Origin of the sequence: Pseudomonas moraviensis subsp. stanleyae, from assembly GCF_036283065.1 — a bacterium.
Lineage (GTDB): Bacteria > Pseudomonadota > Gammaproteobacteria > Pseudomonadales > Pseudomonadaceae > Aquipseudomonas > Aquipseudomonas stanleyae.
On sequence record NZ_JAADJI010000001.1, the window covers coordinates 496,428 to 522,013 of the forward strand.

The 25,586-nt window shown below is 59.8% G+C and carries 20 protein-coding genes; 15 read left to right on the top strand and 5 right to left on the bottom strand.

The features are described 5' to 3' along the window. Position 1: 1 nt before the first annotated feature. The gene (locus tag GXB78_RS02090; protein ID WP_329513949.1) at positions 2–2,227 is read right to left on the bottom strand and encodes a TonB-dependent receptor; all 2,226 of its coding nucleotides are present in this window, start codon (positions 2,225–2,227) and stop codon (positions 2–4) included. A gap of 203 nt (positions 2,228–2,430) precedes the next feature. Here GXB78_RS02090 and GXB78_RS02095 point away from each other — a divergent pair, with 203 nt between their 5' ends. Both GXB78_RS02095 and GXB78_RS02100 read left to right on the top strand, forming a co-directional pair. Further along, positions 2,431–3,468, top strand: a complete 1,038-nt coding sequence (locus GXB78_RS02095) for a LacI family DNA-binding transcriptional regulator (protein ID WP_329513950.1) — start codon at positions 2,431–2,433, stop codon at positions 3,466–3,468. 189 nt (positions 3,469–3,657) lie between these two features. Beyond that, positions 3,658–3,918 carry a hypothetical protein gene (locus tag GXB78_RS02100; protein WP_329513951.1) on the top strand — a complete coding sequence of 87 codons (261 nt, stop codon included), beginning with the start codon at positions 3,658–3,660 and terminating at the stop codon, positions 3,916–3,918. Between the two features lie 24 nt (positions 3,919–3,942). Here GXB78_RS02100 and betT read toward each other — a convergent pair whose 3' ends face one another. Both betT and epsC read right to left on the bottom strand, forming a co-directional pair. Next, positions 3,943–5,904 (bottom strand): choline transporter BetT, encoded by a 1,962-nt coding sequence (gene betT / locus GXB78_RS02105; RefSeq protein WP_329514027.1) that lies wholly within the window; start codon positions 5,902–5,904, stop codon positions 3,943–3,945. 397 nt (positions 5,905–6,301) lie between these two features. After that, on the bottom strand, positions 6,302–7,228 hold the full coding sequence (gene epsC / locus GXB78_RS02110; RefSeq protein WP_329513952.1) for a serine O-acetyltransferase EpsC: 927 nt from the start codon (positions 7,226–7,228) through the stop codon (positions 6,302–6,304). 190 nt (positions 7,229–7,418) lie between these two features. Here epsC and GXB78_RS02115 point away from each other — a divergent pair, with 190 nt between their 5' ends. The 11 genes from GXB78_RS02115 (at position 7,419) to GXB78_RS02165 (ending at position 18,909) form a co-directional block, all read left to right on the top strand. Then, on the top strand, positions 7,419–8,411 hold the full coding sequence (locus GXB78_RS02115; RefSeq protein WP_329513953.1) for a D-cysteine desulfhydrase: 993 nt from the start codon (positions 7,419–7,421) through the stop codon (positions 8,409–8,411). Between the two features lie 283 nt (positions 8,412–8,694). Further along, positions 8,695–9,495, top strand: a complete 801-nt coding sequence (gene tcyJ / locus GXB78_RS02120) for a cystine ABC transporter substrate-binding protein (RefSeq protein WP_122508407.1) — start codon at positions 8,695–8,697, stop codon at positions 9,493–9,495. Beyond that, positions 9,495–10,160, top strand: coding sequence for a cystine ABC transporter permease (gene tcyL, locus GXB78_RS02125; protein ID WP_329513954.1), 666 nt, complete (start codon positions 9,495–9,497; stop codon positions 10,158–10,160). The genes tcyJ and tcyL overlap by 1 nt, the downstream gene beginning before the upstream one ends. 4 nt (positions 10,161–10,164) lie before the next feature. Beyond that, positions 10,165–10,914: an L-cystine ABC transporter ATP-binding protein TcyN gene (tcyN, locus tag GXB78_RS02130; RefSeq protein ID WP_329514028.1), complete on the top strand. Its 750-nt coding sequence runs from the start codon at positions 10,165–10,167 to the stop codon at positions 10,912–10,914. 461 nt (positions 10,915–11,375) lie between these two features. After that, positions 11,376–12,140, top strand: a complete 765-nt coding sequence (locus GXB78_RS02135) for a hypothetical protein (protein WP_116658280.1) — start codon at positions 11,376–11,378, stop codon at positions 12,138–12,140. Positions 12,141–12,403: 263 nt separating this feature from the next. Then, positions 12,404–13,645: an SfnB family sulfur acquisition oxidoreductase gene (locus GXB78_RS02140; protein WP_329513955.1), complete on the top strand. Its 1,242-nt coding sequence runs from the start codon at positions 12,404–12,406 to the stop codon at positions 13,643–13,645. Between the two features lie 26 nt (positions 13,646–13,671). After that, the gene (locus GXB78_RS02145; protein ID WP_329513956.1) at positions 13,672–14,865 is read left to right on the top strand and encodes an SfnB family sulfur acquisition oxidoreductase; all 1,194 of its coding nucleotides are present in this window, start codon (positions 13,672–13,674) and stop codon (positions 14,863–14,865) included. Beyond that, the gene (locus GXB78_RS02150; protein ID WP_329513957.1) at positions 14,865–16,223 is read left to right on the top strand and encodes an LLM class flavin-dependent oxidoreductase; all 1,359 of its coding nucleotides are present in this window, start codon (positions 14,865–14,867) and stop codon (positions 16,221–16,223) included. The genes GXB78_RS02145 and GXB78_RS02150 overlap by 1 nt, the downstream gene beginning before the upstream one ends. A gap of 118 nt (positions 16,224–16,341) precedes the next feature. Then, entirely contained in the window at positions 16,342–17,151 is an 810-nt protein-coding gene (locus GXB78_RS02155; protein ID WP_329513958.1) for a MetQ/NlpA family ABC transporter substrate-binding protein, read from the top strand. A gap of 2 nt (positions 17,152–17,153) precedes the next feature. Next, the gene (locus GXB78_RS02160; RefSeq protein ID WP_329513959.1) at positions 17,154–18,275 is read left to right on the top strand and encodes a methionine ABC transporter ATP-binding protein; all 1,122 of its coding nucleotides are present in this window, start codon (positions 17,154–17,156) and stop codon (positions 18,273–18,275) included. Further along, on the top strand, positions 18,265–18,909 hold the full coding sequence (locus tag GXB78_RS02165) for a methionine ABC transporter permease (protein WP_027611182.1): 645 nt from the start codon (positions 18,265–18,267) through the stop codon (positions 18,907–18,909). The genes GXB78_RS02160 and GXB78_RS02165 overlap by 11 nt, the downstream gene beginning before the upstream one ends. A gap of 103 nt (positions 18,910–19,012) precedes the next feature. On the opposite strand, the gene GXB78_RS02170 is transcribed toward GXB78_RS02165, so the two are convergent. Then, positions 19,013–21,772: an RHS repeat domain-containing protein gene (locus GXB78_RS02170; protein ID WP_329513960.1), complete on the bottom strand. Its 2,760-nt coding sequence runs from the start codon at positions 21,770–21,772 to the stop codon at positions 19,013–19,015. A gap of 457 nt (positions 21,773–22,229) precedes the next feature. On the opposite strand from GXB78_RS02170, the gene GXB78_RS02175 reads away from it, so the two are divergent. Then, the gene (locus GXB78_RS02175) at positions 22,230–22,586 is read left to right on the top strand and encodes a DUF6124 family protein (protein ID WP_041477463.1); all 357 of its coding nucleotides are present in this window, start codon (positions 22,230–22,232) and stop codon (positions 22,584–22,586) included. A gap of 105 nt (positions 22,587–22,691) precedes the next feature. Further along, positions 22,692–23,318, top strand: a complete 627-nt coding sequence (locus tag GXB78_RS02180) for a class I SAM-dependent methyltransferase (protein ID WP_329513961.1) — start codon at positions 22,692–22,694, stop codon at positions 23,316–23,318. 1 nt (position 23,319) lies between these two features. Here the strand turns inward: GXB78_RS02180 and GXB78_RS02185 are convergent, their stop codons facing one another. Further along, positions 23,320–25,572, bottom strand: coding sequence for a glycoside hydrolase (locus tag GXB78_RS02185; protein WP_329513962.1), 2,253 nt, complete (start codon positions 25,570–25,572; stop codon positions 23,320–23,322). Positions 25,573–25,586: the final 14 nt, after the last annotated feature.

Genomic DNA, 25,586 nt, shown 5'->3' on the forward strand with positions numbered 1-25,586 from the left:
CTCAGAAATCCTTGCGCAGTTGCACGCCGAAGTAGCGTTCGTCATCGCGCGGCACGGCGCGATAGATGTAGCTGCCGCCACTGGCCAGCAACGGCGAATAGGATTTGTCGGCGAGGTTCTTGCCGAGCAGGGCGACGCGCCAGCCGTTGCTGTAATCGGCCAGGGCGACGCTGGCGTTCCACAGCCCATAGGCGCCCTGTTTGGTATCGGGGTTCTGGCTGATGTCGTACTGCACTTCGCTCTGCCAGCTGTAGTCGGTGCCCAATTCAATATCGAGGCCATTGTCCAGCGGGATGGTGTAGTCGGCGCGCACGTAGCTTTTCCAGTCCGGGCTGAACGGCAATGGTTTGCCGTTGACGTTGCAAGACGCCGCCGCGCCGGCCGGGCAGGCGAATTCGTCGATGCGTGCGCGGGTGTAGGCCAGTGCGCCGGAAAATTTCAGCTGCTGGGTGGCTTGCAGGGCGTAATCGAGTTCGACGCCTTCGCTGGTGACGCTGCCGGCGTTGATCAACCGCGTCACCACTTGCCCGGCGACGGTGTCGAAAAAGTTCGCCTGATAGTTGTCGTACTCGCTGTGGAAGATCGCCAGGTTGGTGGTCAGGCGATTGTTCCACGAAGTGGCTTTGATCCCCGCCTCCCAGGTGTTGGAAGTCTCCGGTTTCAGGGCTTCGGTATCGCGCGGTTGCATGTTGAAGAACACGTTGTAGGCCGGGCCTTTGTAACCGCGCGAATAGGTCAGGTAAGTGGTGACGGTATCGCTCAGGTCGTACTGCAAGCCGAGGCGACCGGACCAGCCGTCTTCGTCCACCGAGCCTGAGCTGCTGGTTGCCGGTTGAATGCCGCTGACCGTGGTGGCCGAGGTTGAAACGCGCCGGTGATCGTATTCGAGATCATCGTGGGTATAGCGCAGGCCGGCGATGCCGCGAAAGTCCGAAGTGAAGTTCAGCGTGCTCTCGCCAAACACCGCGTAGCTGTCGCTTGTGGTGCTGTAGTCGGCTACGCCACGGTCGGTGCTAGTAGTGGTGGTCAGGGTGCGCTGATAGGTCTCGTCGTCCTTGCCGTGCATGTAGAACAGGCCGCCGACGTACTCGAGAAACTCGCCTTTTGGTGAGGCCAGACGCAGCTCTTGCGAATACTGGTCGAAAGTCAGATCACCCTTGTCTGCGGTGCCGGGGAACGCGGCGGTGACGGTGCCGAGGCGATCGCCATCCTGATACTGGGTGTTGTCCCAGCCGCGCCATGCGGTGATCGACGTCAGGGTGTAATCGCCCAGTTGCCAGTCGAGCTGGCCGGACAGGCCTTTGTTGATGTCCTCGATGTGAGAGCGGGTGTCGGTGTTGATATCGCGGTTGTGGCTGGTCGCATTCACCGGGCTCAGCGCGTTGGCGAAGGCCGGCGTCAGCGCTTGGCTGACGACGCCATTGGGCGCGTCGTCGTGTGACTGCATGTAGTCAGCGATCAGGGTGAAGGTGATGTCGTCGTTCGGGGTGAATTGGAGTTTGCCGCGCACGCCGCGATGGTTGTAGCCGTTGACCTCATGGCCGTTGTGTTGGTTGTCGACGTTACCGTCGTAGGTGCCGAACAATGTGCTGATCGAGCCCTTCAATGTGTCCGGAACCAGACTGCCGCCGAGGCCGAATCGGGTACGGCTTTCGTTGCCGCTGTAGTACGCCTGATCGATGTAGCCGTGGGTCTCGGCGGTCGGTGCTTTGCTGGTGATGTTGAGTACACCGGCCGAGGCGTTCTTGCCGAACAGCGTGCCTTGCGGACCGCGCAGCACTTCGACGCGCTCGAGATCAAGCAGATCCAGCGTGGCCTGGCCGGGCCGCGCATACACCACACCATCGATCACCGTCGCCACGGTCGGCTCAACGCCGGGCGAGGTGGAAATCGTGCCGACACCGCGCACGAATAACGAGGTGTCCTTGTTCGAGGCGCCGGTGCGGAAATTCAACGACGGCACTTGCTGAACGATGCTCGCCACGCTATTGCGGTTGTCGCGTTCGAGCTGTTCGCCGTCGAGCACCGAAACCGCCACCGGCACTTTTTGCAGGGACTCTTCGCGGCGAGTCGCGGTCACCGTGACGGATTTCAGCGTCGGTTCCTGATCGCTGCTGTCAGCGGCAAACGCGGTGGGCAGCGGCAGCGCCGCCAGCCCGGTGAAAATCCAGCCCGCCGCACGAATCGACTGCGTCAGTGTGTGTGGTGCCCCAGGAAAATTGCGCATAGGTATCCGCTCGAAAAATGGCCCTGAACCGCTGCCGTTCTGCGACGACAACGCCTGAATCTGTCTTGGGCATTCGCTCGAGCGAGTAGCAGACAACGCGCCTTGTTAGCGCTAACATCGCCAATATTGGCCATCGAGCCATAGAGCGTCCAATACTGAAAAATTACTTTTATATACGATTCGGTTTTAGAAAGGATCGAGCCTTGAACGACGAAAAGCCGCGTAAACGCAGGGGCGCCGGCCGTGTAACGTTGAATGCCGTGGCGCGGGCGGCCGGGGTGTCGGCGATTACCGTCTCGCGGTATTTCAATCAGCCCGAACAGGTTTCGCCTGAGCGTCGCGAGCGCATTGCGGCAGTGGTCGCAGAGTTGGGCTACGTGCCGAATCTGGTGGCAGGAGGCCTGGCCTCGGCGCGCGGGAAAATCGTTGGCATGATCATTCCGAACATTTCCGGGCCGATCTTCGCCAACACCATCCAGGGCTTCAGCGACACCCTCAGTCGTCACGGTTATCAGCTGTTGCTGGCGTCCAGTTATTTCGATATCGAGCAGGAAGAGAATGCCGTGCGCGCGTTTCTCGGCTGGTCGCCGGCGGCATTGGTGCTGACCAGCCACTTCCACAGCGCAGGCACCGAGAAGATGCTCGCCGAGGCGGATATCCCAGTGATCGAAACCTGGGATTACCAGCCGGAACGCGGACCGATACAGATCGGCTTTTCGCACTTCGAAGTGGGCGTGACAGCGGCAAGGCATCTGTTAGAGAAAGGCTATCAACGCATTGCCTTCGTACAGAACAGCGCGCCGGGGGACTTCAGCGCACTGGAACGCCGCGATGGTTACGCCGCCACTATGCGTGACGCAGGACGTGAGCCATGGGTCTTCGCCCCGGACGCCGACCGCGCACCGTTCGAGGCCGGCAAGCAAGCGATGGAGGCCCTGATGACCGCCTCACCGCGCCCCGACGCGATCATCTTCGCCAACGACAACCTCGCCGCCGGCGGCCTCCTCGCCGGGCAACGCGCGGGCATCCGCATCCCCGCAGACTGCGCCGTGCTCGGCTTCGGTGATTACCCGTTTGCCGAGATGCTGCTGCCGAGCCTGAGTACGATCAAACCGCCGGCGCTGGAGATTGGCGTACTGGCGGCAACACGGGTGCTGGAAAGCCTTGGCGTCTTGCCAAACGACGCAGTGCAACGGCTGAACCTGCTGCGATGCCAAGTGATCGAGCGCGAAAGCACCTGATGAATATGGCGGGGGCTGGATTGGCTATGCTCTAAAGGACACTGAGGTGGCCCCTTCGCGAGCAGGCTCGCTCCCACATGGATTTCCTGTGTACATGAAATTTATGTCCAGCCGAGATCCAATGTGGGAGCGAGCCTGCTCGCGAAGGGGCTCCTCCCGGCACTGCACCTTCATCGGGCAGAACGCCCCATGCACACCGCCATCACCATCTTCTTCGGCCTGGTCCTGCTCGCGCTGATGCTCTACATCGGCGAGCGCATCGGCTTCAGTCGCCAGACCATGGCCTACGGCTTCGCCGCCCTGTGGCTGGCTTTGACGGTGATCAATGGTGCGGTGGGGGTAGTGCATGCCGGCCATTCCGCAGGAGCGGAAATAGCCATTGGCAGTGCGGTATTCGGCGTGCCGGTGGCGGCGATGGTGTTGTTCATGGTGCTGAGCGCCGAGGCGTGAAACGTCCCGGCGCTCAGGGGCCATTCAACGCACCAGATGCAGGAACTGCATGTGCCGTTCGTACTGATCAAGGATGTCGTTGATGATCTGCTCTTTGGTGTAGCCGACCAGATCGTAGTCCTGACTGCCCTCGCTCAAATGCACTTCGGCGCGGTAGTAGCGACGATTGTTGAGTTGCTTGGAACCCATGCCGCCGCGCGCGAACGATGGCGTGAAGTAGCCGCGCATCTGCACCTGATAGATGAACGGATGCTGCTCGCCATGGCCGATTTCCAGGCTGACGTTGTCATGCGCCGGATCCGGCTGGGTGACCACGTGCAGGCCTTTTTCGACGAACACGGCGGTCACTTCCTCGATTGCCGGGCGCACCGTGCTTTCCATGAAGCGGTACACCTCATCGCGGGACGGGAAGTGCACGGCCTGACTCAGACGCTGGCGCCAGCCGCCGGTGCCGCGCCGTGAGCCGGACACCGGCGCCAGCGAATGCAGCTGCGCGATCTGCTTCTGCGATTCCAGATAGAACGCCTTGTGCAGCCCCCACATCATCAGCAGCAGAATCAACGAGAACGGCAACGAGGTCAGCACCACTGCCGACTTCAGCGCATCGATGCTGCCGGAGAACAGCAGCGCACTGGTGATCAGCGCGGTCATCGCGCCCCAGAACACCCGCAGCCACTTCGGCCCGTCTTCGTCCGGATTGCCGCCCTTGGCCGACAGCGTCGAGAGCACCACGGTGCCGGAGTCTGCCGAGGTGACGAAGAACACGAAGCTGATGAACACCGTCACGGCGATGACGGTTTTGCTCCACGGATAGGTTTCCAGCAACAGATAAATGCTCATCGACGGGTTGTCGATGGCCGACATGCCCAGCGCGCTCATGCCGTGATTGAGCACCTGGTCGAGAGCGCTATTGCCGAAAATCGACATCCAAGCGAGGGTGAACCCGAGCGGGATCAACAGCACGCCGAAGACGAATTCACGGATGGTACGACCACGGGAAATCCGCGCGATGAACAGGCCCACGAACGGCGACCATGCGATCCACCAGGCCCAGTAGAACACTGTCCAGCCGCCCAGCCAGTCGCTCGGTTTATCGTAGGCGTAGAGGTCGAAACTCTTCATCGGCAACGCGCCGAGATAGTCGCCGACGTTCTGGATCAGGGTGTTGAGCAGGTGCTGTGTCGGCCCGGCAAACAACACGAACAGCAGCAGCCCGCAGGCGAGCAGCATGTTGATGTCGGACATCACCCGCACGCCTTTATCGACGCCGGAGACCGCAACGATGATCGCCGCGCCCATCATCAGCGTGATCAGGCCGACCTGAATCCACTGGGTGTGCGCGATGCCGAACAGATAGTCCAGACCGGAATTGAGATGCAGCACGCCGAAGCCCATGTCCGCACCGAGGCCGAACACCGTGGCGATAATGCCGAAGCCGTCCACTGCGTAGCCGATCGGGCCGTTGATGCGTTTGCCGATCAGCGGATAAAGCGCCGAACGCAGCGCCAGCGGCAAGTTGTGCCGATAGGCGAAGTAGGCCAGCGCCATGCCGACAAAGGCAAACACGCCCCAGCCATGCAGGCCCCAGTGCAGGAACAGAATCTGCATCGCCTGGCGCGCAGCATCGGCGGTACCGGCCTCGCCCTGCGGCGGCTGGAGCATGTGCGTCAGCGGTTCGGAGACGCAGAAGAAGAACAGCGTGATGCTGATCCCGGCGGCGAACAGCATGCCGGCCCAGGACAGGTAACTGAATTCGGGCTCGTCGTGGTCGGCACCGAGTTTTATCTTGCCGTAGCCGGATAACGCGGTGACCACCACGAAGACCAGATACAGAGTCATCGCGAGCATGTAGTACCAGCCGACCGTATTGGCCGCCCAGTTTTGCGCTTCCAGCAACCAGGCGCCGGCCCGTTCAGGGATGGCGATGACGACAAGACCAAACAGCAGGATGACCGTCGCGGCGAAGTAGAACACCGGCGGATTCATGCGTACCAGACCGCTGGCGGGGGTAGACGATGCACTCATGAAACGTGCACCTCAAGGGGTTGAAACGTGGCTGAAATGATCGGACTCAGCAAAGGCAAGCCTCCTGTTGTGAGCGGGCAGCGAACCACCGGTTTAACTTGAATGAACGTTCAAGTTAAACATGGATAGGGTGGTAAGGACTAATCGCCGGGCTGGGCGGTAGGTTTCCTACAGCGCCCGAGGAGCTGTATGACGCGGGTTTTGTGAGATTCGTTCAACGGCAAGATCTCATGGCTAACCCCTGTAGGAGCTGCCGAAGGCTGCGATCTTTTGATCTTGATTTAAGTGCCAGATCAAAAGATCGCAGCCTCGTTTCACTCGTCAGCTCAGGTCGGCAATCTTGAAGTCTCGACCAGACTCACTTCTGCGTCCCATCATCATGCTGCAGATTCGCCTGGGTCAGATTCGCCCCCGCCGGTACGCTGCGCGTCAGCCACACGTTGCCGCCGATGGTCGATCCCTTGCCGATAGTGATCCGCCCGAGAATCGTCGCCCCGGCGTAAATCACTACGTCATCCTCAACGATTGGGTGACGCGGGTGGCCCTTCTGCAACTGGCCGTCCTCATCCGCCGGGAAGCGCTTGGCCCCCAGGGTCACCGCCTGATAAATGCGCACTCGCTCACCAATAATCGCGGTTTCGCCAATCACCACACCGGTGCCGTGATCGATAAAGAAGCTGCGGCCGATCTGCGCGCCCGGGTGGATATCGATGCCCGTCGCCGAATGGGCAATTTCCGCACTGATTCTCGCCAGCAGCGGCAGCCCGGCACGATACAGATGGTGCGCGAGACGATGGTGAATGACCGCTAGAATGCCCGGATAGCACAACAACACCTCATCAACGCTGCGTGCCGCCGGGTCGCCGTGGTAAGCCGCCAGCACGTCGGTGTCGAGCAGCGTGCGCAGCCCCGGCAACGCGAGAGCGAAATCCTGCACGATCTGAATCGCCCGAGCCTCGACTTCACTGTCATCCTGCGCGCTGTGACGGGCGACGTAGCGCAGTTCCAGCCGCGTCTGCGCCAGCAAGGCATTCAGTGCCACATCCAGGGTGTGACCGACGTAGAAATCCTCACTTTCCTCACGCAGATCCACGGGCCCCAAGCGCATCGGGAACAGCGCGCCACATAGCGCCTCAAGGATCTCCGCCATCGCCGCTCGCGATGGCAATTCGCGGCCGCCCTGCTCTCCTGAAGCCCGACCATTCTGTGCGCGCCACTGATCCCGCGCGCTGCGCAGCTGGCTGACGATGGTGTGCAATTGCCAATGGCTGGAACGCTCGCTCACGGTGAAGACTCCTCACGGGCGGCCGGACTGTCTGGCCGCGTCATCGGCGCCTACTTTACGGCATGGCTTTGCCGACGAATTAAGAACCGATAGTGCTGGTCTCAGTCCATTTGGCTATAAGCGATTGGCGGTTGCCCGGGCAAAAGCGCGTGCCTATAGTCCTTTCATTCTTCTGCGCCAGTACGGACTCATGATCAAACAACAGCTGCAACGCTTTCCCCGTCTCGACCTGCTGAGCCATCCCACGCCGCTGGAAAAACTTGAACGCTTGTCCGCCTGGCTCGGCCGCGAGGTGTACGTCAAGCGCGATGACCTGACGCCGCTGGCGATGGGCGGCAACAAACTGCGCAAACTCGAATACCTGGCCGCCGATGCGCTGGCACAAGGCGCCGACACGCTGATCACCGCAGGCGCGCTGCAATCGAACCACGTGCGCCAGACCGCTGCCCTCGCTGCCAGACTTGGACTCGGTTGTGTGGCGCTGCTGGAAAACCCGCTGGGCACTGACGACAGCAATTACACCGGCAACGGCAACCGCTTGCTGCTCGATCTGTTCGACACCAAGGTCGAGCTGGTCGACAACCTCGACAATGCCGACGAACAACTGGCCGCCCTGGCCGTGCGCCTGCGCAGCAACGGCAAAAAGCCGTACCTGGTGCCGATTGGCGGCTCCAATGCGCTCGGTGCCTTGGGTTATGTACGTGCCGGGCTGGAACTGGCTGAGCAGATCAAGGACAGCGGCGTCGACTTCGCCGCAGTCGTGCTGGCCTCCGGCAGCGCCGGAACTCACAGCGGTCTGGGGCTGGCGCTGAGTGAGGCGCTGCCGCAACTGCCGGTGATCGGCGTAACGGTTTCGCGCAGTGAAGAAGATCAGCGGCCGAAGGTGCAGGGTCTGGCCGAACGCACGGCAGAATTGCTGGGCGTCGAGTTGCCGGCCAGTTTCAAGGTCGAGCTGTGGGACGAATATTTCGGCCCGCGTTATGGCGAGCCGAATGCCGGCACACTGGCGGCGGTGAAACTGTTGGCCAGTCAGGAAGGTCTGTTGCTCGACCCGGTCTACACCGGCAAGGCCATGGCCGGGCTGCTCGACGGGATTGGCCGGCAGCGCTTCGATGAAGGCCCGATAATCTTTCTGCACACCGGTGGCGCGCCGGCGCTATTTGCGTACAAAGATTTTTTGTAAGAGCGGATCAAGAGATCGCAGCCTTCAGCGGCTCCCGCGTGAGATCACCCGTAGGAGCTGCCGAAGGCTGCGATCTTTGAAGAAGCCACACATATTCCTTAAATGAATAACAGTTTCCATATTAAGTATTTTCAAGTCTAAAACAGACATCTTATAGTCTCGCCGCAGGCGAATTTCGGGCGAGACGCTTAAGCTGCATTAAGGCAGGATAGCGCTGTCGTCCAAATCACAAATTTGCCTACATTCCTTAAGCGTCTTCCATAAGAAAACACAGGGGCTTGTCATGAATTTTTCCGCACTACGTCGCACTCTGCTGGTCGGTTCGCTGGGTCTTGCGCTCAGCGCCGGTCTGATTGGCCAGGCAGTGGCCGGTGAGCAGTTGCAACAGATCAAGGACAAAGGCGTTCTCAACGTCGGCCTGGAAGGCACTTATCCTCCATTCAGCTTCGTCGACGAGAACGGCAAGCTGTCCGGTTTCGAAGTCGAGCTGTCCGAAGCCCTGGCGCAGAAACTCGGGGTCAAGGCCAAGATCCAGCCGACCAAATGGGACGGCATCCTCGCTGCGCTGGAATCCAAGCGTCTGGATCTGGTAGTCAATCAGGTGACCATCTCCGACGAGCGCAAGAAGAAGTATGACTTCTCCGAACCGTACACTGTCTCCGGCATTCAGGCCCTCGTGCTCAAAAGCAAAGAGTCGGCCCTGAATATCAAGACCGCCGCTGACCTGTCCGGCAAGAAAGTCGGTGTCGGCCTGGGCACCAACTACGAGCAGTGGGTTCGTGCCAACGTGCCGGGTGCTGACGTGCGCACCTACGACGATGATCCGACCAAGTTCGCCGACCTCAACAACGGCCGCACCGATGCCATCCTGATCGACCGTCTGGCTGCACTTGAATACGCCAAGAAAGCGCCGAAAACCGTCGCTGCCGGTGAAGCCTTCTCCCGTCAGGAATCCGGTATCGCCCTGCGCAAAGGCGAGCCGGAACTGCTGGCTGCGGTGAACAAGGCTCTGGACGAACTGCGCGCCGACGGCACCCTTGAGAAACTGTCGAAGAAGTACTTCAACGCAGACGTCACTAAATAATGGAAGAGGCTTTCCAACTCGCGCTGGATTCCGCGCCCTTCCTGTTGAAAGGCGCGTATTACACGGTAGTCCTCAGCCTCGGCGGGATGTTCTTCGGTCTGCTGCTGGGCTTCGGCCTGGCACTGATGCGCCTGTCGCGCTTCAGATCGGTCAGTTGGCTGGCTCGCATCTACGTGTCGTTCTTTCGCGGCACGCCGTTGCTGGTGCAGCTGTTCGTGATCTACTACGGCCTGCCGCAACTCGGCATGGAGCTGGATCCGCTGCCAGCGGCGCTGATCGGTTTCTCGCTGAACATGGCCGCCTACGCCTGTGAAATCCTGCGTGCCGCGATCGGTTCGATCGAGCGCGGTCAGTGGGAAGCTGCTGCGAGCATCGGCATGACCCGCGCGCAGACCCTGCGCCGGGCCATCCTGCCGCAAGCGATGCGCACAGCACTGCCGCCGCTGGGCAACAGCTTCATTTCGCTGGTCAAGGACACCGCGCTCGCCGCGACTATTCAGGTGCCGGAACTGTTCCGCCAGGCGCAGTTGATTACCGCCCGGACTTTCGAAGTCTTCACCATGTATCTTGCCGCCGCGCTGATCTACTGGATTCTGGCTACGGTGCTTTCGCACTTCCAGAACAAGCTGGAAGAGCGGGTCAATCGGCATGACCAGGAGTCCTGACGCGATGATTGTCGTGGAAAAACTGACCAAGCAATTCAAGGATCAGGTCGTGCTCAACGGCATTGACCTTGAGGTTAAGGAAGGCGAAGTCGTCGCGATCATCGGCCCCAGTGGCTCGGGGAAAACGACGTTCCTGCGTTGCCTGAATTTCCTCGAAGAACCCACCAGTGGCCGGATCAAGGTCGGCGAAATCGAGGTCGATACCAGCCGCCCGCTGAACCAGCAGCAGAGTCTGGTGCGCAACCTGCGCCAGCATGTCGGCTTCGTGTTCCAGAACTTCAACCTATTCCCCCATCGCACCGCATTGGAAAACGTCATCGAAGGCCCGATCGTGGTCAAGAAGATGCCGCGCGACCAGGCGGTTGCCCTGGGCAAAAAGCTCCTGACCAAAGTTGGTCTCGCCGGCAAGGAGGACGCTTATCCGCGTCGTCTTTCCGGTGGTCAGCAACAGCGCGTGGCGATTGCCCGGGCGTTGGCGATGGAGCCGGAAGTGATTCTGTTCGACGAACCGACCTCGGCGCTCGACCCGGAACTGGTCGGCGAAGTGCTGGCGACCATTCGCGGCCTTGCCGAAGAAAATCGCACCATGGTGATAGTCACCCACGAAATGGGTTTTGCCCGTGACGTGGCCAATCGCGTGGTGTTTTTTGATAAGGGCGTAATTGTCGAACAGGGTGAAGCAAAAGCACTGTTTGCCAATCCGAAAGAAGAACGCACCCAACAGTTTCTCAGCAAGTTTCTGAATCACGCCTGAGAACTTTCTCTGCAATAGCTCTTAACTTCCACGGATGGAAGTTAGCTTTTCTCTCCCGCACTTATACCTTTCACATATTTATTATCCACGCACGCAAGATACATTGCGCAACGCATGCATTCATCCTTGAGTAATCGCACTCCTACACGTTTGCTCGAGCATAAACCCGCACAAAACGCAACGGAATCGGCGTTTTTCTGTAGCTGCTTTCGCCACTCCGCCGAGGCACAGTGCCTCAATGGCGTAGGAGATTTCTGATTAACTTGTAATTCACGGATTAACTAACCCCGTCTATTGACACCCCTCTCTGCAGACTTTTATCTAGTCGGCAACCGGCGCCACTTAGTTCAAAAAAACCAAATCAATACTGAGCAAAATACTTGTCACTTTATTGCCAGTTGATTCGCGCCTTTTGTTTTCCAGAAACGGATTTCGCTGCAAGACTTCAAGGAGAGAAACCGATGACCCGCACTTCGCACACCCCCGAACTTGCAGCGCCAACGCTGGCATGCGCACAGACAACCGGCGTCAACCTGGCGACAGCCGCTCACCTGCTGGTCAATGTGCCGCCCTACCCTGGCATGGACGATGGCGACCTGATCGAGCTGTTCTGGAACAAGTGTTATGTCGCTTCCAAAGTCCTCAGCGCGGCCGATGTCGGCGCGCCCGTCAGCCTGCGGGTGCCTGAGAGTTTCATCGCCAACGGTACCGCCCGCATTCACTACCGCGTGATGCAGGTCGGCCAAGGCCCCGCCCTGTCCTCGGCGACCCGGGTGCAGGTCAAACTTGATTGCCCCGGTGGCCAGCCCACTGGGCAGTGCGACGACGAAAATCAGCAGCTGGCACCGGTGATCATCCCGGAGGCGATTCGCCGTCAGGGCGTAAACCCCAACCAGATCAAACGCGGCGTGCCGCTGACCATCGAACCCTACCTGAACATGGCTGAAGACGACGCCATCACCCTGCGCTGGGGCGATGTGCGCATGGATCTGGCGCCGGTCACGGCGGCCGATGTCGGGCTGCCGATTCAGGTGTGGGTGCCACCGGCAGTCATCGTCGAAGCGGGCGAAGATCTGCGATTGGACGTGACCTATTGCATCCTCGACCGGGTCGGTAACAACTCGCGCTGGGCGCCGCCGCGCACATTGAAAATCGGCTGCGTGAATCCGTATGTGAAAGTCCCGTTGAAGCCCGAATTCAAGGCCGCCGAATCGCGCACCAAGTGAGCGCCGCTCAGGATGGGAGGTACGGTACCTCTCACCTGAAAATCGGCAACCAACGCTGACATTCCCCCTTCTATGCATATTCCTAAAAGTTAGTTTATTTAATTTTTATACGCGCTTAGGGTATATGCACCGGACCACCGGACATTCTTTCAATCGTCGCACTTCGCGGCGTTTTTCATGAGATGTGAGGTAGGTATGGTCCGGAACACAATCACCCCAGTGCAGATCGCCAGGGCATTGCGTGCAGCCAGGGAGCGGCACTGATGTCCAGTCTTGCAGATGCCGACGTGCAGTCCGATCTGGACATCGCCCCGCTGTTGTTGCCCGCGCAAGTACTGCGCAACGATGCTCAAGCGATCAAGGCCGCCCAAGACCTGGCGCAGGTCGCCCGTGTCCAGGCGGCCAAACGCGACCGCCAGCGCAAGCTGCCCTGGTCGGAAATCGAACAGTTCACCCGCAGCGGTCTGGGCAGCATTGCCATACCCCGTGAATACGGTGGCCCGCAGGTTTCCTTCGTCACGCTGGCCGAAGTATTCGCGATCATTTCCGCCGCCGACCCGGCGCTCGGGCAGATCCCGCAGAACCAGTTCGGCATCATCAATCTGGTCCTCGGCAGCGCCACCGAAGCGCAGAAAAAACAGCTGTTCCAGAGTGTCCTGGAAGGCTGGCGCATCGGCAACGCCGGCCCGGAACGCGGTACGAAAAACACCCTGGAACTGAAGGCGCGAATCAGCGCCGATGGCGACGATTACGTGATCAACGGTCAGAAGTTCTATTCCACCGGCGCCCTGTTCGCGCACTGGGTCGCGGTGAAAGCGCTCAACGATGAGGGCAAGCAAGTGCTGGCCTTCGTCCGTCGCGGCACGCCGGGTTTGCGCATCGTCGATGACTGGTCGGGCTTCGGCCAGCGCACCACCGCCAGCGGCACGATTTTGCTGAACAACGTGCGCGTCGAGTCGAGCCTGGTCATCGACAACTGGAAGATCAACGAGAAGCCGAACACCCAAGGCGCAGTGTCGCAGTTGATTCAAGCGGCCATCGACGCCGGCATCGCCCGTGGCGCCATCGACGATGCCATCGAGTTCGTCAAAACCCGCGCACGGCCATGGATCGACGCCAAAGTCGAGCGCGCCAGCGATGACCTCTACGTGATCGCCGACATCGGCAAACTGAAAATCGAACTGCACGCCGCCGAAGCGCTGCTGCGCAAGGCCGGGCAAGTGCTTGATCAGGTTCATGCGGCACCGCTGACTGCCGAATCCGCTGCTCGTGCTTCGATTGCCGTGGCCGAAGCGAAAGTGCTGACCACCGAGATCTCGCTGCTGGCCAGCGAAAAGCTCTTCGAACTGGCCGGCAGCCGCGCGACCCTCGCCGAATTCAATCTCGATCGCCACTGGCGCAATGCCCGCGTGCACACCCTGCACGACCCGGTGCGCTGGAAGTATCACGCGGTGGGCGCCTATCGCCTCAACGGCACTTTACCGGCTCGCCATTCCTGGATCTGAGACGACCAGACATCTGGAGGAAAAACATGACGCTTTCCCATCACGTCGCGGTCATCACCAGCGATGAGCAAGCCCTGATTGTCGCCAGCGATCTGGCCGAAGATTTCAAACGCGACAGCGCCCTGCGCGACCGCGAACGCCGCCTGCCATTGGCAGAGCTCGAAGTGTTTTCCCGCTCAGGCCTGTGGGGCATCAGCGTGCCGAAAGAATATGGCGGCGCCGGCGTATCGAACGTCACCCTGGCCAGAGTCATCGCCCTGATCGCCCAGGCCGACGGCTCGCTGGGACAGATTCCGCAGAACCATTTCTACGCACTGGAAGTGCTGCGCGTGAATGGCAGCGAAGAACAGAAACAGCGCCTGTACGCCGAGGTCCTCGCCGGCCAACGCTTCGGCAATGCGCTGGCAGAACTGGGCACCAAAACCGCTCACGACCGCGTTACCAGCCTGACCCGCGACGGCGCTGGTTATCGCATCAACGGGCGCAAGTTCTACTCGACCGGGGCGATTTACGCGCAGCGCATCCCGACGTCGGTGGTCGATGAAAACGGCGTACAGCAACTGGCCTTCGTCCAGCGCGAGAGCAAAGGCCTGACGGTGATCGACGACTGGAGCGGCTTCGGCCAGCGCACCACCGGCAGCGGCTCAGTGGTGTTCGAAGATGTGTATGTAGCGGCCGAAGACGTGCTGCCGTTCCAGAGTGCTTTCGAACGCCCGACCACGGTTGGGCCGCTGGCGCAGATTCTCCACGCCGCCATCGACACCGGCATTGCTCGCGCCGCTTACGAAGATGCGCTGCATTTCGTGCGCAGCAAGACCCGGCCGTGGATCGATTCCGGCCACGACAAGGCCACCGAAGATCCGTTGACGCTGAAGAGCTTTGGCCACTTGAGCATTCGTCTGAACGCCACCGAAGCCTTGCTCGAACGCGCCGGCGAATTCCTTGATGCCGCGCAAGCTGAAACCAATGCTGACACTGTCGCTGCCGCATCGATCGCGGTGGCCGAAGCCCGCGCAATCAGCACGGAAATTTCCCTCGCCGCGGGCAGTACGCTGTTCGAACTGGCCGGCAGCCAAGCCACCTTGAGTGAACACAGCCTTGACCGGCACTGGCGCAACGCCCGGGTGCACACTCTGCATGATCCGGTGCGCTGGAAATATCATGCGGTGGGCAACTACTACCTCAACGATGAAAAGCCGCCACTGCGGGGGACCATCTGATGGCTGCTGCGAAAAAGAAGATTCTGCTCAATGCGTTCAACATGAACTGCATCGGCCATATCAACCATGGCTTGTGGACGCATCCGCGCGACACCTCGACCCGTTACAACACTATCGAGTACTGGACCGAACTCGCGCAGTTGCTTGAGCGCGGGCTGTTCGACGGCTTGTTCATCGCTGACATCGTCGGTGTCTACGACGTCTATCAGAACTCGGTCGACGTGACGCTGAAAGAGTCGATCCAGTTGCCGGTCAACGATCCGCTGCTGCTGGTTTCGGCGATGGCCGCGGTGACGAAAAACCTTGGCTTCGGCCTCACCGCCAACCTTACTTACGAGCCGCCGTATCTGTTCGCGCGGCGCATGTCGACGCTCGATCATCTGAGTCGCGGTCGCGTTGGCTGGAACATCGTCACCGGTTATCTGGACAGTGCCGCCAAAGCCATGGGCCTGCGCGAACAGGTCGAACATGACCGCCGCTACGACCAGGCCGAAGAATACCTGCAGGTCTTGTACAAGCTCTGGGAAGGCAGCTGGGAGAACGGCGCGGTGCTCAATGACCGGGAGCAGCGCATCTACGCCAACCCGGAAAAAGTGCACAAGGTCGAGCACAGGGGCGAGTTCTATCAGGTCGAGGGCTATCACCTCTGCGAACCTTCACCGCAGCGCACGCCGGTGCTGTTTCAGGCCGGCAGCTCCGATCGCGGACTGCTCTTCGCCGGGCGTCATGCCGAATGCGTGTTCATCAGCGGCCAGAATAAACCGTCGACCAAAGTGCAGGTCGACAAGGTCCGTGCCAGCGCGGTCGAAGCCGGACGCAATCCTGAAGACATCAAGGTGTTCATGGGCCTCAACGTGATCGTTGGCGCCACTGAAGAAGCGGCGTGGGCCAAACATGCCGAGTACCTCAGCTATGCCAGTGCCGAGGCCGGTGTGGCGCACTTTTCCGCGTCCACCGGCATCGACTTTGCCCAGTACGAAATCGACGAACCGATCCAGTACGTGAAGAGCAACGCGATTCAGTCGGCGACGAAAAACCTGCAAAACAACGACTGGACCCGGCGCAAATTGCTCGACCAGCACGCCCTCGGTGGTCGTTACATCACCGTGGTCGGTTCGCCCGAGCAAGTGGCGGATGAGCTGGAAGCGTGGATCGCCGAAACCGGGCTGGACGGTTTCAACCTGACCCGCATCGTCACCCCGGAAAGCTATGTCGATTTCATCGAACTGGTGATTCCCGAGTTGCAGCGGCGCGGCTCGTACAAGACCGCGTACGACGACGGCACCTTGCGCGAAAAGCTGTTTCACGGGGAGGCGCAGTTGCCCGAGCAACACACCGGTTCCGAGTATCGCCACTAAAAGCATCGCGAGCAGGCTCGCTCCCACATTTGAAATGCGTACCCCTGTGGGAGCGAGCCTGCTCGCGAAGAGGCCCTCCCCGGCACAACAAATTCATGCACTGACTGGAAAAACCACCATGACCAAAAAAATCCTGACCCACCCAGTCAAAGCACTGGCCCTGGCCTTCGGCCTGTTCAGCTCGGCGGTATTCGCTGCCGATGCGCCGCTGAAAATCGGCACCACCGCCGCGTTTGCGATTCCGCTGGAAGCCGCCGTCGAAGAGGCCTCCAAACAGGGCCTGAAAGTCGAGCTGGTGGAATTCACCGACTGGATCGCGCCCAACGTCAGCCTCGCCGCTGGTGATATCGACGTGAATTACTTCCAGCACATCCCGTTCCTGGAAAATGCCAAAGCCGCGTCCGGTTTCGACCTGGTGCCGTTCGCACCGGGGATCATCAACAACGTCGGTCTGTACTCGAAGAAGTACAAAAGCTTCGATGAGCTGCCCGAAGGCGCCAGCGTCGCCATCGCCAACGACCCGATCAACAGCGGTCGCGGCCTGCAATTGCTCGCCAAGGCCGGGTTGATCACCTTGAAACCGGGGGTCGGCTACAAGGCCACCGAAGACGACATCGTCGCCAACCCGAAGAAGATCAAGATCCTTCAGGTCGAAGCCGTGCAACTGGTGCGCGCGTACGATGACGCAGACCTGGTCCAGGGATACCCGGCCTATATCCGACTGGCGAAGACCTTCGATGCCGGCTCGGCGCTGCTGTTCGACGGTCTCGATCACAAGGAATACGTGATCCAGTTCGTCATCCAGCCGAAGAGCAAAACCGACCCGCGCCTGATCAAGTTCGTCGACATTTACCAGCATTCGCCGGCCGTCCGCGCGGCACTGGATAAAGCCCACGGCAAGCTCTATCAGGCCGGTTGGGAAAGCTGAGCATGAGCGCCGCGATCCAACGGCGACTGGAGCTTCCAGAGCCACACAATGCCGAGAAAACCGAGCTGCATCCCGAGTTGAATCGCGCCCATGTACGCTTTATCAGCGTGGGCAAAACCTACAACGGCCGGCAAGGCCCGGTCGCGGCGTTGCAGGGCATCGACCTGGCCATTCAGCGCGGGGAAGTGTTCGGCATCATCGGCCGCAGCGGCGCCGGCAAGTCGTCGCTGATCCGCACGATCAATCGCCTGGAACAGCCAACGTCGGGGCGGGTGCTGATCGATCAGGTCGACATTGGCGAGTTCGATGAAGACCGCCTCGTCGCTCTGCGCCGGCGTATCGGCATGATTTTCCAGCACTTCAATCTGATGTCGGCCAAGACCGTCTGGCAGAACGTCGAATTGCCGCTGAAAGTCGCCGGCGTGCCGAAAGAACAACGCGACAACAAGGTTCGCGAACTGCTCGAACTGGTCGGCCTGCAAGGCAAGCACAAGGCCTACCCGGCGCAACTCTCCGGCGGGCAGAAACAGCGTGTCGGCATCGCCCGCGCCCTGGTGCATGACCCGGACATTCTGCTCTGCGATGAAGCGACGTCGGCGCTGGACCCGGAGACCACGCAGTCGATCCTCGGCCTGCTGCGCGAGATCAACAAACGCCTCGGCTTGACCATCGTGCTGATCACTCACGAGATGGCGGTGATCCGCGAGGTCTGCGACCGCGTCGTCGTCCTCGAACACGGCCATGTGGTCGAGCAAGGGCCGGTGTGGCAAGTGTTCGGCAATCCGCAACACGCAGTCAGCCAGACCTTGCTCGCTCCGCTGCAGCACGCCCTGCCGGAAGACTTGCAAAGCCGTTTGCAGACGCAATCGACGACTGCTGATGCGGCGGTGGTGTTGCGTTTGCAGTTCACCGGCAGTGCGGCAGACGAGCCGGATCTGGCCGCGTTATTCGCTGCATTGGGTGGCCGGGTGAAGCTGCTTCAGGGCGGTGTCGAACGGATCCAGGGTCATGCGCTGGGGCAGCTGTTGCTGGCCGTCAGCGGCTCGACTTTCAGCGCCGAACAATTGCGTGAACGCGCCGGGCACTGGGCGCAACGGGTGGAGGTATTGGGTTATGTGGTTTGATCGCTTGCTGCAAGGTTTTATCGACACCTTCCTGATGGTCGGCGTGTCGTCACTGATCGCGCTGCTGGTGGGCATTCCCATGGCGGTGATTCTGGTAACCAGCGACAAGGGCGGGATCTATCAAGCGCCGCTGCTGAACCGCGCCTTGGGCGCCTTCGTCAATCTGTTCCGCTCGATTCCATTCCTGATTCTGATGGTCGCGCTGATTCCGTTCACCCGCCTGATCGTCGGCACCACCTACGGCGTGTGGGCCGCTGTGGTGCCGCTGACAATCGCCGCAACGCCCTTCTTCGCGCGGATCGCCGAGGTCAGTCTGCGCGAGGTCGATCATGGTCTGATTGAAGCCGCGCAGGCCATGGGTTGCAGACGCTGGCATATCGTCTGGCATGTGCTGCTGCCCGAGGCGCTGCCGGGGATCGTCGGGGGGTTCACCATCACGCTGGTGACAATGATCAATTCGTCGGCCATGGCTGGGGCAATTGGCGCTGGCGGACTGGGGGATATCGCTTATCGGTACGGCTATCAGCGCTTCGACAGCCAGATCATGTTGACGGTGATTGTCTTGCTGGTGGCGTTGGTGGCGGTGATTCAGTTGGGTGGGGATCGGTTGGCGCGGGGGTTGAACAAGCGGTGAAAATCGGTATCGAAAAATTGATTGCCGAAAACATGGACTTCTAGCCGCGTAGGCGTGAATTGAAAGTCTTTCACGCGGGCTAACCTGCAGCAAGTTGCGATAGTCATCGAATGGAGATTTTTAATTCCGGGTTGGCGCGCCTAATACTCTCTACTGCAAGATTCAAATATTCGGGAAGTTCCGGTCGTCCATTTACCAATCGCAATTCACCTAACGGCAATATAACAATTTCTTTTACCGTTATATCCCGCGATGCGGGCATGAATTGATGCATGGTCACACCACCTCTGCCCATAACAATAACTTCGTTATATGGGCGTATATTTTCCATTTCTTTTTGCTTTTCTATCAGCTGCTTTGGAGTGATAATTTTGTAATGGGTATCCACGTCGTCTTTGGCGCCAGGCACGGTCAACTGTCCGGAAAACACGGCTTTTGCCAGCGCCCCTTTGCCTTCAATGGATTTTTCGCCAGCACCGATATGATTAGGGAAAAAAGCGTCAACTGGCGAGGTTCCAATAATATTGGAAGGACTGACATTCAGCACAAACGCTATTTCTCCGCGAGTAATTTTTTTGGATGAAGAATATATTTGTAGCTCATCGACTACTTGAGTTTCTCCTCCGACACCAACGCGTTCTATGATTTTTGTATCACGGTCTCTGAAATCAACCAACGAGGTGCTTATCGCGTCCCAAGAAGAAAAAAGCGTATTTGCACTTTCGCTTAATAAAATGCTGGGCTTTGGATAGTAAGGATCATTTAATCTGAGAGTGTGAACAATGGCTAAATTAGGCTCGATACTGCTCCACTCTTTAAGAGCACTAACGTTATCTGAGTAAAACGCATGCATCACCGGTTCTGCAGCTTCAGGACTGCTGATCTTGGGCTTGTCACGCGACCTTCCGTCCAAATCCGAATAACTGATCGGATGATTGCCGACGTACCGGTAAATATTTAATCCATCAACGACGCCTAAAGGATCTGGTCCAGCCCACCGCTGTAACCACGGCGCGTAATAACGATAGCCATAATAGTAAAGACCGGTCGCATCCCGTTCTTTGCCTGAGTAACGAATCGTTTTGTTTTTCGCCGCCAATGCATTTTTACCCGCCCAGCACGCGGTGCCACCAAACGGGTAATAGTGCTCCTGAGTCAAAATCCCCACACCATCATCTAATTCCAGCGTGCTGGAACCAAGATGATCACTGAGGCTGTAACGCAGTTGGTCGCCTTCCACCCCGTTTGGCCAGTGCAGCAGTCGTACCCGATTGCGCCCGGTGTCGACACTGACGACATGTCGCTCGACACCATCGACTTCGCGATGAATCTCGAGCCCCGGCAGATAACGAACTTCTACCGTCAGCGTCTGACCGGACGCTTGGCTGACAGTCGTTTTACGCAACCGATGGCCCGGCTCGTCGTAGCCATAACACTCGTAGTCATCGCTTTCATTCGCACGCTTCACCAACACAACCCGGCTTAACTCATTGCGTACGTTCCAGTACATGGCCTGACCGCGTTGCAACTCCAACTGATTGCCCGCCGCATCAAATCCCAGCGCTATCTCCGCTTCCCCGGGCAAGGAACCATCGTCGCGCTGCATCAGGCTTCGGTTGCTGCGATGGGAGGTGTACATCGAGAAACCCGGCGCACCGCTGTGATGGTGAGTGATGAGGTTGCCCGCTGCGTCGTAGTCGAATTTCTGCGTGTAGTTGCGCCGTTGATTGGGGTCCAGCGGTGTTGGCAGCAGATCCGGCAAGGCCGGGCCATGGCTGGGCTGGCTGACCTCCCAACCACTGGCCTCGACCAGTTGATAAAGGCTGTCGTAGCGATATCGACTGAGCGGATCGATGCGCTGGTTGTTGAACCAGGACACGACTTGAGTCTTGTCTTGCAGGCTGATGATGTTGCCCACCGGATCGTAGGCGTAATTCAGATCCTGCAGCGGAGGATGCGTGCCGACACTGGCCACGAGTCTGAGCAATCGGCCGTCATCACGGCTGTATTGGGCACGGGCGATGACGCCGTTGCCGGCCGTTTCACTTTCGACTTGACCCTGCGCGTTGTAGCGAATGGCGCTGACCAGGCACTTCGGCTGCCTGCCCTCGCCGGTCTGCAACAGCCAGGTCGCGCAGGATTGCCCGGCGACGTTGTAATGCTGCGTTCTGAGGTTTCCAACCGCGTCGGTGTGATGCTGCAAGTCGCCGGTTGGAGTGAAAGTCTGTCGGGTGACGTAGGTGGTTTCCTCGAGATAGTCATCCCGCCGGTCGGGATCGAGTGGCCAGTCGGGCGTCTCAAGCTCGGTCAAAAAGCTTCGCGACTCCACCAGAACTGCACCGCCGAGACCATAGTCATCGAAGTGCCGATTGCCGGCCGGGTCGTCGTGGCGGATCGGTCGACCGCACTGGTTGTGCAGCGCGCGATCATCGGTGGCTTTTCCATGGATCCAGCGCTCGACCACGCGAGACTGCCCGTCGTGCGCCTGCTCGGTGAGGGCTAGCGGTCGCTGCAGATCATCGTATTGGCGATGACTCTGACTGCCCCGCGCATCCCAGCCAGAACATATCGAACCCGCCTCATTCAACAGCCGCACCTGCCAACCGGCGTCGACGCTGTCGGTAAGCAGCGCCTGGCCGCCCATCGCATAAGTCGTGGCTAGATTCGATTTCGGCGCAACGGCCCACAAGCGCGGATCCCACGACGCTACCTGGCGCCCTGCCTCATCGAAGACCTGCCGGGTGATGCGCGATTCGATGTCGGCTTTATCCGGGTGTCGGTAATAGGCAACGCTGCGAACCGCCAGTGCGCGCGGGTCAATGACCGATAAGGTCGGAGTGGCGGTGTCATGGTGGGTGTTCACGGCTAGGCGAGTCCCTGGTGTCAATACTCCAAGCCTGAACCCGTTTTCTCTGTTCCGATACTGTAAGAACTACCAGTTGCATTCAGGTTTGCGCCCCCATGCGGTCATTCAGACGGGCTAGCGCTAGGGCTGAATAAACGCTAAGGTCGATGGCGGCAGGTGGCCATCAACCAGACCCATCTGATCGCGATATCTTGGGCAACGCCCTTCGCAATAATCAGACACTTCCTACGAAGAATTTATCGTTTCGCCATCCCCAACCACGCGGGTTTGCAGGACGATTCCTAGAATATTTTGCCCGCTTGTACCCGAAATATCCTGTAGCTAATCTCCGGTCGTCACTGTTTTGCGGTGACTGGATTCAGTTGTCCGGCCGGCGACTGATCCTCGTGCAGCTGCCGTCCTGCTCGTTTAGTCGCGAAATGGTTGGCTCCCACTTGAAGTCAGGAGTTTACCCATGGAAAAAAATCTTGCCGATCCGCCACTCAGCCTTACCTCCAGCAAGCGGTTCACCGAGGATTTGCTCAAGGATCGCTCTGCACTGTGCCGCGCCGTCGACTCGCACCTGGCCGGCAATCAGGTCACGTTGGCGGGACAGAAACGCGTCTACAGCATCAGCGAAGATGTGACGCTGGAGGACGCCCAGTTGTATGTTGCCGATCTGCTGCGCTGCGCTTCGGTGACCGTCCATCAATGCGGTGACCAGCTCGGGGGCGCGGATCGAGCCATGGTGTTCTCGGTCTGGCATCTGCTGGAGATGGCCAAGGCGATGATGGACCGTTCGATCGATTGTCTGGGCGCGAAGCAGCACTGAAGCCTGGCATTCATCGCCGCCTGCACTGTCCCCAGCGCAGGCGGCGTTTTTTTGCCGGTGAAAAAGCTTATAGTCCGCTCTCTCATCGCCCACACAGCATCGATCATGAAGCAAACGCCCAGCGACCTCGAACAGATCACCGCCACTACTCTCGGTCACTACAACTCGGTGGCCGAGGATTTCCGTGAAGGCACTCGCGACCACGATGTCAGCCAGAATATCGAAGCCCTGTTGCGCCACATTCAGGCTGAGCCGCCGTTGACGATTCTCGATTTCGGCTGCGGTCCGGGACGGGATTTGCGGACCTTCACGCGCATGGGCCACATCGCGATCGGCCTCGATGGCTCGCAGGAATTCGCGCGCATGGCCCGCGAGGACAGCGGTTGCGAAGTCTGGCAGCAGGACTTTCTCAAACTTGATCTGCCGGCGGAGCGCTTCGACGGGATCTTCGCCAATGCCGTGCTGTTTCATGTGCCATTGCAGGTGTTGCCGCAAGTGCTAGGGCAACTGCACGGCACCTTGAAACCGGGTGGTGTGCTGTTCAGCTCCAATCCGCGCGGGGACAACCGGGAAGGCTGGAACGGCCCGCGCTACGGCTCTTATCACGATCTGGAGGCCTGGCGCGGGCTGCTGACGGCGGCGGGTTTTGTCGAGCTTGAGCATTACTACCGTCCCGCCGGGTTGCCGCGTGAGCAGCAGCCGTGGCTGGCGAGCGTGTGGCGCAAAGCCTGAGTCAGGGCGCCGCCTGGACCTGATACTGGCTGTCGCTGCCGTCGGGTAACAGCGCAGTCAGGCTGTGTCCCGATAACGTCCGGCCCTGCCAATTGCGTGGAGCGGCGTCGAAATTGGCCAGAAGCCGCGTGCCGTCGGCAAACGTCGTCTGCTGTAGCAGGCGGTCCTCGCTCAACCAGTCAAAAGCGGTCAGCGCCTGCGTCGCCAGACGTTCGTGCAGCGGACGAAAGAGTTGGTTCTGACGCACAATCAACGGCAAGCGCTGATCAAGGCTGGCTGCGCTCAGGTGGTACAGCGGCGGCACGTTGTAGAGCAACTGGGTGAGCTCGTTTTCCACCCGCACGTCGCTCAATTTCAGGTTATCGAACAACCAGTGGTGACTTGTAATGACCGAGCCGTGGAATACCGCCTGATAAAGCGGTAAACGGTTGACGGGGGAGAAGTGCACGCGTCGGTAGCCAGCCTTCAACCGGGTCGGTTTGAAGAACACCGCCGGCTGCTCCGGTGGGTACCACTGGCCGACGAAAAAGTCCGCTGTGCCCGGCTCAAGCATGTCCGGATCGCCCCAACCGATCACCGGCGTCTGCATGCCATGGGCAAACAAGACTCCCTGAGCGGTGGTGGCATTGCCATCCTCGGAGCCGCTCGGCAGTTGCAACACCTCGTTGATCCAGCGCGACGCTGCGATGTTGCCCGCGGCATTTTGCGCCTGGGTCATCGGCGCGCCGGGGCGATAACTGTCGAACAGCATGCCAGCGGCGTAAGCGTCGACAAACCAGCTGTTGAAGCCGGCGAACTTCTGGATTGCATCGATGCGCCGCTCAAGCAACGGCCGTACACAACGCGGATCGGTGTAGTGGCCGGACTGCTGAAACCCGCTTTTCAGCGCACCGTTTTCCTCCACAATCGCACACTCGGTATTGGCCCGATCGCCGAGATGTGCAGTGGTCCAGTCCGGATTTTCGTCCCGGCGCAGCGCGGTTTCGTAGGAGTCATAAGGAGCAATCAGATACCCCGCCGAGACGGCGGCGCGCACCGCCTCCGGATGCCAGAGTCCACCTTCCCAGCCCTCGCCGAGCCCAAGCCATAATCGCGATAGCCCGGCGCTCTGCAATCGTTCGATGGTCCGGCGCGACAAGGTGCGTCCCCAGCGCGAAGGATCAGCGGTCAGCGCATCAGTCATGACAGCGGCCAGTTGCGCGCGGACCTCGGCATAACCGGCGACCAGCACCTGCATGTCCGCAGCCGCGCCGGTCTGCCAGTTTTTGCGCGCCTGAGTGTTCAGCGCCCGGTTGAGGCTGCGCAACAGCGCCGTTTGTTGATACTGATTGAGTACGGTCTCGCTGGCGATCGACCGAAGCACCTCACTATCCATCGCCGCACGTAACTCACTGACAAGTGATCCCGAGCCGCGCAACCGGGCAACCAGCAGTGGCCAGTTGCGCACGTCGTCGGGACCGAGCAGATCGTTGCCCCACAGATAGACATGCGCGGCACCGATCAGCTTCGCGGCCTGCGGGGTCTTCATCAACTTGTCCGGCAAAGGTTCATATCGGCCGCTATCGACGAGCCACTGCTTGTAGCGCCGGGCGCCAGCCAAGGGATCGACAGCACCGAGAAACAGGCTGAAGGTCAGTGGCTTCGAGGGTTCAAGCGAGGTGAATCGATGCCGCGCCGACAGCCCCAGCGCATCGTCACTGGCCTTGAAGCGCAGTTGATTGTGGTAAGGGTTGGTCAGTAGCCAGTGCAGGCTGAAATTCTCGTACTCCATCCCCCAAAGCGGCAGGCTCAAGTCCTGGGTGGTATCGAGCGCGCCCTGCGCGAGGAGGAATTTTTGCCACACCCGGTCACCGCGCGGCACGTAGCGACCTTCGGCAAGCGGCCAGATCAGCGCCTGACCCATTGCACTGGCGGGCTGATGAATAAACTCGATTTCCGAGGGCGCGTTGGCGGTGATCGAAAACCTCAGGTCACGCTGATCAAGGTCAACGCTGAGGACCCAGCGCCCATCGTCCCATTGCCAATCGATGCGATTGCCGCGCCTGACCATCCCGCTGACCTTGTGCCGCAGCACGCCTGCCGAAGCTTGCACTGGTGGAGCGCCGGCCGATTCAACCCGCACAGCCAGCGTCGCAGGATCGACCTGCACCCGCCACAGCTGATTTTCCAGCAGCACTTCGGCCAGTCCTGCCGGCGACAGGCTCAAGCCAGCGAGCAGCAACCATCCGCGTAACCAGCCGGAAACAGTCGACATGGCACGTCCCTCCT

Bases quoted from the DNA above. Each gene is read 5' to 3' on its own strand.
- GXB78_RS02115 (WP_329513953.1), top strand. From the start codon at position 7,419: ATGATCAAACAACAGCTGCAACGCTTTCCCCGTCTCGACCTGCTGAGC.
- tcyN (WP_329514028.1), top strand. From the start codon at position 10,165: ATGATTGTCGTGGAAAAACTGACCAAGCAATTCAAGGATCAGGTCGTG.
- GXB78_RS02140 (WP_329513955.1), top strand. From the start codon at position 12,404: ATGTCCAGTCTTGCAGATGCCGACGTGCAGTCCGATCTGGACATCGCC.
- GXB78_RS02155 (WP_329513958.1), top strand. From the start codon at position 16,342: ATGACCAAAAAAATCCTGACCCACCCAGTCAAAGCACTGGCCCTGGCC.
- GXB78_RS02135 (WP_116658280.1), top strand. From the start codon at position 11,376: ATGACCCGCACTTCGCACACCCCCGAACTTGCAGCGCCAACGCTGGCA.
- GXB78_RS02185 (WP_329513962.1), bottom strand. From the start codon at position 25,572: ATGTCGACTGTTTCCGGCTGGTTACGCGGATGGTTGCTGCTCGCTGGC.
- GXB78_RS02160 (WP_329513959.1), top strand. From the start codon at position 17,154: ATGAGCGCCGCGATCCAACGGCGACTGGAGCTTCCAGAGCCACACAAT.
- GXB78_RS02100 (WP_329513951.1), top strand. From the start codon at position 3,658: ATGCACACCGCCATCACCATCTTCTTCGGCCTGGTCCTGCTCGCGCTG.
- GXB78_RS02180 (WP_329513961.1), top strand. From the start codon at position 22,692: ATGAAGCAAACGCCCAGCGACCTCGAACAGATCACCGCCACTACTCTC.
- GXB78_RS02165 (WP_027611182.1), top strand. From the start codon at position 18,265: ATGTGGTTTGATCGCTTGCTGCAAGGTTTTATCGACACCTTCCTGATG.
- tcyL (WP_329513954.1), top strand. From the start codon at position 9,495: ATGGAAGAGGCTTTCCAACTCGCGCTGGATTCCGCGCCCTTCCTGTTG.
- GXB78_RS02145 (WP_329513956.1), top strand. From the start codon at position 13,672: ATGACGCTTTCCCATCACGTCGCGGTCATCACCAGCGATGAGCAAGCC.
- betT (WP_329514027.1), bottom strand. From the start codon at position 5,904: ATGAATCCGCCGGTGTTCTACTTCGCCGCGACGGTCATCCTGCTGTTT.
- GXB78_RS02150 (WP_329513957.1), top strand. From the start codon at position 14,865: ATGGCTGCTGCGAAAAAGAAGATTCTGCTCAATGCGTTCAACATGAAC.
- tcyJ (WP_122508407.1), top strand. From the start codon at position 8,695: ATGAATTTTTCCGCACTACGTCGCACTCTGCTGGTCGGTTCGCTGGGT.
- GXB78_RS02090 (WP_329513949.1), bottom strand. From the start codon at position 2,227: ATGCGCAATTTTCCTGGGGCACCACACACACTGACGCAGTCGATTCGT.
- GXB78_RS02175 (WP_041477463.1), top strand. From the start codon at position 22,230: ATGGAAAAAAATCTTGCCGATCCGCCACTCAGCCTTACCTCCAGCAAG.